We start from the raw sequence: 6,960 nt of genomic DNA on the forward strand, positions 1-6,960 counted from the left end.
GTGCCACTTATCAGCCTGGTCTCGCGTAGTGGTATCTGCGAGACGATGCGGCCTCGAAATCCGCCGGTCTAGAGACCGGCGCCTTTGCCAATGGCACCGGAGAAAGAGCGATCGACGATATCGGCGGCGTTGAGCTTCTGCTTGATCAGGCCCGATCGGAAATACAGGTCGATCGTCTTTTGCTCGTCGGCGACGACGCCATCATCGATCGGCGCGATGCGGATCTTCGCGCGGCTCAGCCAGTTGAGCGGCACCGCGGGCGGTATGTTCATCAACTTGCCCCAGGTCTCGGCATAGGCGCCGACGTTGGTCAGCGACCACGCGCGGGCCGCGGTGAGCCTTCGGAGAAAATCTGCCAGTTCGGCTCGCTTGTCGCGGATCGCGGTTGGCGAGGCGACCTGGAAACCGATGCCCGGCGTAATTCCTTCGGCAGTGATCACCCGACGCGATTGAAACAGCACCTCTTCCTGACTGACATACGGCTCCCATGTCGACCACGCATCGACCGACCCTTGGGTGTAGGCAACCTTGGCGTCCGACGGCGCGAGAAATACGATCTGCACATCGCTCGCGGACCATCCCTTCGATTCCAGCGCCGCCAGAATAAGCTGATGCCCGATCGAGCCCCGCCCCGTCGCGATCTTCTTTCCCCGCAGATCCTCAAAGCCGTGAATAGGCGATTCGCGCGGCACCAGGATCGCTAGGCCCTCCTGACTCTGCCGGATCGCGCCGATCGCCTTGACCGGCACGTTAGCCGCCGCGGCGAACGTGAAGGGCGCGTCGCCAACGAGGCCGGTTTCGATCGCCCCCGCCCCCAGTGCCTCCAGCAAAGGCGCGGCGGCCGGAAACTCCTTCCACTCGATCTTGTATGGCACGTCCCTGAGGACCCCGGCCGCTTCCATCACGGCCTGCGAGTTGCCCTTTTGATCGCCGACCCGCAAAGTCGTTTGGGCCGATGCGGAGGCGATTGCGCTCAGCAAGAGGCCCGCGACGAGGAGACCGCGTATCATTCTGCTGCAACTCCTCTCGCGACCTGCCGCCCGGCAATCAATTTGCGCGTCAGGGGAATGAGTTCCCGGCCATACTCGATCGCATCGATCAAGGGATCGAAGCCGCGAATGAGGAAATGGCTGATGCCCAGATCGTAGTAATCGCCGAAGACTTCGGCGACCTGCTCGGGCGTTCCGACCAGCGCGGTCGTGTTGCTGTTGGCGCCGGTCAACTTGGCGATCTCGGTCCAGAGGCGCTTGTCGATACGGCTGCCCTGCTCCGCCAGCGCAAGCAGCCGCCGCGCCCCGGCGGTCGCATGACCGTCAGCCGGTTTGCGGTAACCGGTCTTGTCCTGCAACGCGGTGGCGCGCGCCAGAATCTCCTCGGCCTTCGCCCATGCCTTTTCCTCGGTGTCGGCGAGGATGGGCCGCACCGACAGGCTGAAGCGCGGCGTGGGTCGGCCGTGTCTCGCAGCGGCGGCGCGAACCCGCGAGGTTACGTCGCGTACCTGGGCATAGGATTCACCCCATAGGGCGAAGGTGTCGGCGTGTTTGCCTGCCACCTCGATCGCGGCGTCCGAAGCGCCGCCGAAGAAGATGGGTATTCCCTCGCTTCGATAGGGCTTGACTTGCGAGAAGCCGTTTTCAACCTTGTAGTACTTGCCGTCGTAGGAAAACGGCTTCTCGCTGGTCCATTCGGAGCGAACGACATCGAGAAACTCATCGGTGCGAGCGTAGCGTTCGTCCTTGTCGTCGAGGGTGTTGCCGTCCTGCCTGAGTTCGGTGGCGTTGCCGCCGGTGATGACATGCAGCGCGACCCGGCCGCCGTAGAGCTGATCGACGGCGGCAAGCTGCCGGGCGATCAGCGTCGGTGCTGTAAAGCCCGGCCGCTGCGCGATCAGGACATTGAGCCGATCGGTGATGCCCAGCACATGCTGGGCGACCTGGAGGCTGTCCGGCGTAGTGGAATGAAATGCCAGCAGCGCCCGATCGAAGCCGGCGTTCTCATGGGCCTTCGCCACGGTCTCAATGTGGTAGCGGTCGAGAACCGGGCCGGCCCGCACGATCGTTTCGGACGAATTGTTGTTGCTGATGAACCCGATGAATTCGACTGACATTGACGGCTCCTGTACCGGTTGATTCCACGTTCTTCAAAGGCCGAGCGCAAGCCGGCCGGCATTGATCCGCGTTGCGTCGTCCTGCGGTGTATGCACGCGACCACACAAGACGTCGCGATAATGCCGCTCCAGCGGGTTGGCGCGGGTCAGGCCGTGATTGCTGGCGAGCGACAGCGCATCCTCGACGACCGCGACCGCGTTGTTCGTGACGGTGAGCTTGATGATATTGGATTCCGATGCGCTCAGCGGAACGCCGTCGTCGAACTCACCGGCGAAGCTCTCGATCAGACGCGTGTTGACTGCCAGCCGCGCCTCGATCGCGCCGACGATCTCCTGCGCACGCGGCAGCGTGGCAAGCGATGCGCCGAGGTTCGACGGCACCCGGCTGTTGAGGAATTCAACGAGCCAGTCACGCGCCGCGCGGGCGACGCCGTCGTAGATTGCGGCCACAAAGATCGCATGGACGGTCGCCTGGGTGAAATCCGGCACCCGCCAGTCGTCCGGCTTGCGGACATCGATCTCATGGCCGAGCGGAAACACGACGTCGTCGAATATGATATCGTGGCTGCCGCTGGCGCGTAAGCCAAGATGGTCCCAGGTCTCGATGATGCGCGTCCCCGGCAATCCCGCCGGGACCAGAAACAGCCCGACACGCGCGGCCGGCTCGTCGGTCTTCGCCCACACCGCGTACCATTTCAGGATCGGCGCTCCGGTCGAGTAGATCTTGCGGCCACTGAGCCGCCATCCCGTCTCCGTCCGGCGCGCGATCGTTGCCGGCAGGCCGCCGCGCGATGGCGAGCCGAGATCGGGCTCCACGCGCAAGGCGTTGATCAGCGCGACACCTTCCACGGTTTCGCGGGCCAGTTTCCGCGACAGACGGCCAGGCCAGCGCGTGCTCCTCGCCATCACCAGATGCTGAATGTAATGCATCGACAGCACCAGCGCCGTCGATGGATCGGCCTTGCCGAACATGCCGATGATGCGGGCCGCATCCAGGGCTCCCACGCCGGAGCCGCCCAGTGCAGCAGGCACGGTCAGCGCCAATAATCCCGCCTCGGATAGTTGATTGAAGTTTTCGAAAGGAAAACTCCCGTCACGATCGTGCACGGCCGCCCGGGCGGCGAATTCGGAAGCCAGCAACTTCGCGCGATCGAAGATCGTCGGGGCTGCATCCATCGGGAGTTCTTTGCGTGTGGTATTGCCGCTCACCATGTCGCGTCCAATCCGAGCAGCCCGAGAATGTTCCGGCGCAATTCCGCGAGCCTCGGATCGCCTCGGTGCCGCGGATACGGACGGTTAACCGCGATGTCGGCCTTGATGCGCGCGGGGCGGTCGCTGAAGACGATGACGCGGTTGGCCAGGAACAGCGCCTCCTCGACATCATGCGTGACCAGCAGCGTCGTGAACCCCTTGCGCTGCCAGAGCGCCACGATTTCGGCCTGCATCGTGATCCGCGTCAGCGAATCGAGCTTGCCGAGCGGCTCGTCGAGAATGAGGATCCTGGGATCGTTGACCAGCGCCCGCGCCAGCGCGACGCGCTGCGCCATGCCGCCCGACAACTGGTGCGGATAGGCATTGCGAAATTGCGAAAGTCCAACCAGCTCGAGGGCGGCGTCGACGCGCTGCCGCTGGCTCTTCAGGATGCCCTGCGCCTCGAGCCCGAGCGCCACGTTGTTCCATACGGTTCGCCAGGGAAACAGCGTCGGGTCCTGAAACACGACAACCCGCGACGGAAACGGCCCTTGGATCGGATCGCCGTCTTCGCGAAGCACTCCCGACCGAGGTGGCTCGAGCCCCGCGACAAGCCGCAGCAAGGTCGACTTGCCGCAACCAGATGGTCCGAGCAGCGCGATGAACTCGCCCGGCTTGACGCTGAAATTCACGTCGTCGAGCACCGGCAGCACGCTGCCGTCGATGTCAAAGGCGTGGCTGATGTGTTCGACCTCGAGCGAGGCGCCGACCGCAGGGTAGGCAATCGCTTCGGCATAGGCATGCACTACCATTTGACGACGCCCTTCTGCCAGATCAGCAGCCGATCGCGTGTTTTGAACAGCAGCGTGATCGCACCCGAGCACAGCAGCGACATCACGATCAGCGCGGCATACATGTTGGAATAGGCCGCCCAGCCCTGGGCCCACTGCAGATACCAGCCGAGCCCGGCCTTGACGCCGATCATCTCGGCGACGACCAGCACGGCGAAGGACGATCCGAGGCCCATGAACAGGCCGACGAAGACGTGCGGCAGCGCCGCGGGAATGGCGACTTTCAGCACCAGGAAGGAGGGCTTGGCGCCGAGGGTCCGCGCCACGTCGTAATAGGCATTGCTGACGCTCGCCACGCCGGACCAGGTCAATACCGTGACCGGAAACGCCGTCGCCAGCGCGATCAGGAACGTGCTCGCGCTCCAGCTCGACGGAAAGGTGAAGAATGCGAAGGGCAGCCACGCCGTCGCCGGCAGGGGCCCGATGAACCGCAACACCGGATGCACCCAGTAACCGACGCTGCGCGACCATCCGATCGACACGCCGGTCAGGAAGCCGACCGCCGCGCCGATGGCGTAGCCGCCGAGCTGAAGTTTTACCGATGCAAAGACGCTGTCGAGCAGCTTGGGAAGGTCGTCGGTATAGACCTCGACGATCGCCTGCGGCGGCGGAAAGAACGGCAGCGGCAGCCACGCAAATTTCGCGGTCGCGACCTCCCACAGGCTGAGCAACAATCCCAGCGCCAGCAGCCACGGCGCGCGCTGCTGCAGCCCTTTTCCGAAACGGCCGAGCAGACTGCCGCTCAACGTCGCCAGGAGAATGCCGGCCGCGATGACAAAAGCAGCGACGGCGAGGGCGTGGGTACGCGACCACTCGCCCAGATCTTCCCACAGCAGGCATGAAAGCCCGAAAGCGACCCATGCCAAACTTGCGAATACTGTCGTTCCATTTGCCAGAAATGCCGTGGGAAGCGACAGGGGACGTCCCGCAAAAGCCGCGCCCTCCTCCGCCGATTGCGGGAGCGCGACCGTCTTAGACGCCGAATACGTCGACATAGATCCGCTCCGCAAATTTGGCCGTATCGGTGCTTTGCTTGAATACGGACACGAGCTTCAGATCGTCCGCATAGGCCTTCAGCTCCTGCTTGAGAACGGCGCCAACGGGATGGTGATGATGGGTGTGGTACCGGACCATCGCCTGCAAGTCCTGCAGGCTGGCGGTCTTGGGCGCGTAGGGCTGGAACGATGCCGCGGCCTTGTCCGGATTCTGCGAGGTGAACATCGCGGCATCGAGCAGCGCCTGCGTGATCGCGCGCGCGACCTGCGGCTCATCGCGCACGAGGCTGCCGCGCAATCCGACGATGCAGCAGCTCTTGTCCTTGTACTCGCCGTCGAGATTAGAGGCGACTTCCTTATACGCCGGGTCCTTCAGCCAGAGATACGCGATCGGGTCCGAGGCAAGGAACGCCTGCACTTCGCCCTTTTCGACGGCAAGCTGCAGCAGGTTGCCCGGGTAGGCCCGCCAATCGACGTCCTTGTTGGGATCGATTCCCTGCTTGGAGAGCTGGATCGAAAAGAAATTCTTGTCCGGTCCTGCGAGGTCGCCGACCGCGACGATCTTGCCCTTGAGGTCGGCGAGCTTGTCGACGCCGGAATTGGTGCGGGACAGCACACGCATGCAGCCGCCGTGGGTTCCGGCGGCGATCTTGACGTCGAAACCCTGTTCGAGCGGCTTCAGCCAGCGCAACGCCATGCCGAGACCCGCATCGGTCTTGCCGGTCGCGATCGCTTCCAGCAACTGATCGGTCGAGCCGCTGTAGTTGACCAGTTCGACGTCAAGGTTCTGCTTCTGGAAAAAACCATGGTCGATGGCCACCGGAAGCGGCGCGAGACAGACCGCGCCGGCGTTCCAGGACAGTTTCAGCTTTCTTGGAACGCCGGTGAGCGGGGGAGCGTCGGACGAGGTCTTGCAGATCGGAAACTCGGAGAAATCGATATTTGGTGTCGCCGCACGGAACGGAAAGGCCTGTGCGCCGAATACGCCGATCGGCGCCGCAAGCGCAGCCGCAGCTCCGCTCCGCAGCAATGTGCGCCGATCCAGCAACGCCTTGTTCTGCCTCGCATCGTTAGACATTTTTTCTCCTTTCGAGCGGCAAATGGCCGCCGTCGGCGCAACGCGATGACGCTGCGGCCCACATTCGTTTCACACTGGCGGTCAGTTAAATCGGTTCACTCGCGCGAGATTTCCCAGCTCTCGCTTTGTCGAAATCATGCTCAAATGATGCGCGGCAACATCGCGATCGTCAATGAAATGGAATTTTGAATGTGAAAGCGAACGGAGAGATTATCTCCAGAATTACGTGCTCGCGCGGTGAAACAGTTTTTGCATTCGTCAACGAATGCTCATCGATATTGTTTGGCGCGGCACTGAGCCCCTCGCGAATTTCGATGGTGGGGCAGCAGGCAACCTTGCTGTCCGATTCGAAAACGAAACGATTTTTCTCTACCGGCTCGAATATCCAGTGAGCCATTCCGTAGAGGGTGCCAGAACTCGCGCGGTGGAGATGCTCAGCCCGTCGCGGCGACCGGCGGCTTTGCAACACTCACCGCGAGCTTGCCGTAGCGATCACTGAAGGCCTCGGTGTCGATCTCCTCGAGCTTGATCGCGCCGCTCATCACGCCGGCTTTCCAGGCCTCGTGTTCGGGGTCTTCGCGGAATTCCGGCATCACTTCCTTGGCGAACAACTCGAGCGAGTCGCAGATGTGCTCGTGACTGTTCTTGCCGGCCTGGTTGAGCAGGATCACCTGGTCGATATGCGAGGTACGAAACCGCCGCAGCTTCTTTCGGATGGTTTCGGGCGAGCCGATCAGG

Annotated in this window: 6 protein-coding genes and 1 pseudogene; all 7 read right to left on the bottom strand. The window is 63.0% G+C overall.

The window, feature by feature from the left end; translation table 11 throughout:
- Positions 1-68: 68 nt before the first annotated feature.
- The gene (locus QZ213_RS04820; protein WP_291684916.1) at positions 69-1,010 is read right to left on the bottom strand and encodes an ABC transporter substrate-binding protein; all 942 of its coding nucleotides are present in this window, start codon (positions 1,008-1,010) and stop codon (positions 69-71) included.
- Positions 1,007-2,107, bottom strand: coding sequence for an LLM class flavin-dependent oxidoreductase (locus QZ213_RS04825; RefSeq protein ID WP_291684917.1), 1,101 nt, complete (start codon positions 2,105-2,107; stop codon positions 1,007-1,009). Before QZ213_RS04825 ends, QZ213_RS04820 begins: the two co-directional genes overlap by 4 nt.
- A gap of 33 nt (positions 2,108-2,140) precedes the next feature.
- Positions 2,141-3,283: an acyl-CoA dehydrogenase family protein gene (locus tag QZ213_RS04830; protein WP_291684918.1), complete on the bottom strand. Its 1,143-nt coding sequence runs from the start codon at positions 3,281-3,283 to the stop codon at positions 2,141-2,143.
- A 29-nt stretch (positions 3,284-3,312) separates the two neighbouring features.
- On the bottom strand, positions 3,313-4,110 hold the full coding sequence (locus QZ213_RS04835) for an ABC transporter ATP-binding protein (RefSeq protein WP_291684919.1): 798 nt from the start codon (positions 4,108-4,110) through the stop codon (positions 3,313-3,315).
- Positions 4,104-5,144, bottom strand: a complete 1,041-nt coding sequence (locus QZ213_RS04840; RefSeq protein WP_291684920.1) for an ABC transporter permease subunit — start codon at positions 5,142-5,144, stop codon at positions 4,104-4,106. The genes QZ213_RS04835 and QZ213_RS04840 overlap by 7 nt, the downstream gene beginning before the upstream one ends.
- Positions 5,122-6,222 carry an ABC transporter substrate-binding protein gene (locus tag QZ213_RS04845; RefSeq protein ID WP_291684921.1) on the bottom strand — a complete coding sequence of 367 codons (1,101 nt, stop codon included), beginning with the start codon at positions 6,220-6,222 and terminating at the stop codon, positions 5,122-5,124. The genes QZ213_RS04840 and QZ213_RS04845 overlap by 23 nt, the downstream gene beginning before the upstream one ends.
- A gap of 434 nt (positions 6,223-6,656) precedes the next feature.
- A pseudogene (locus tag QZ213_RS04850) lies at positions 6,657-6,960 on the bottom strand (LLM class flavin-dependent oxidoreductase); the annotation flags it as partial.

The sequence above is a fragment of the Bradyrhizobium sp. genome (assembly GCF_017881085.1).
GTDB lineage: Bacteria > Pseudomonadota > Alphaproteobacteria > Rhizobiales > Xanthobacteraceae > Bradyrhizobium.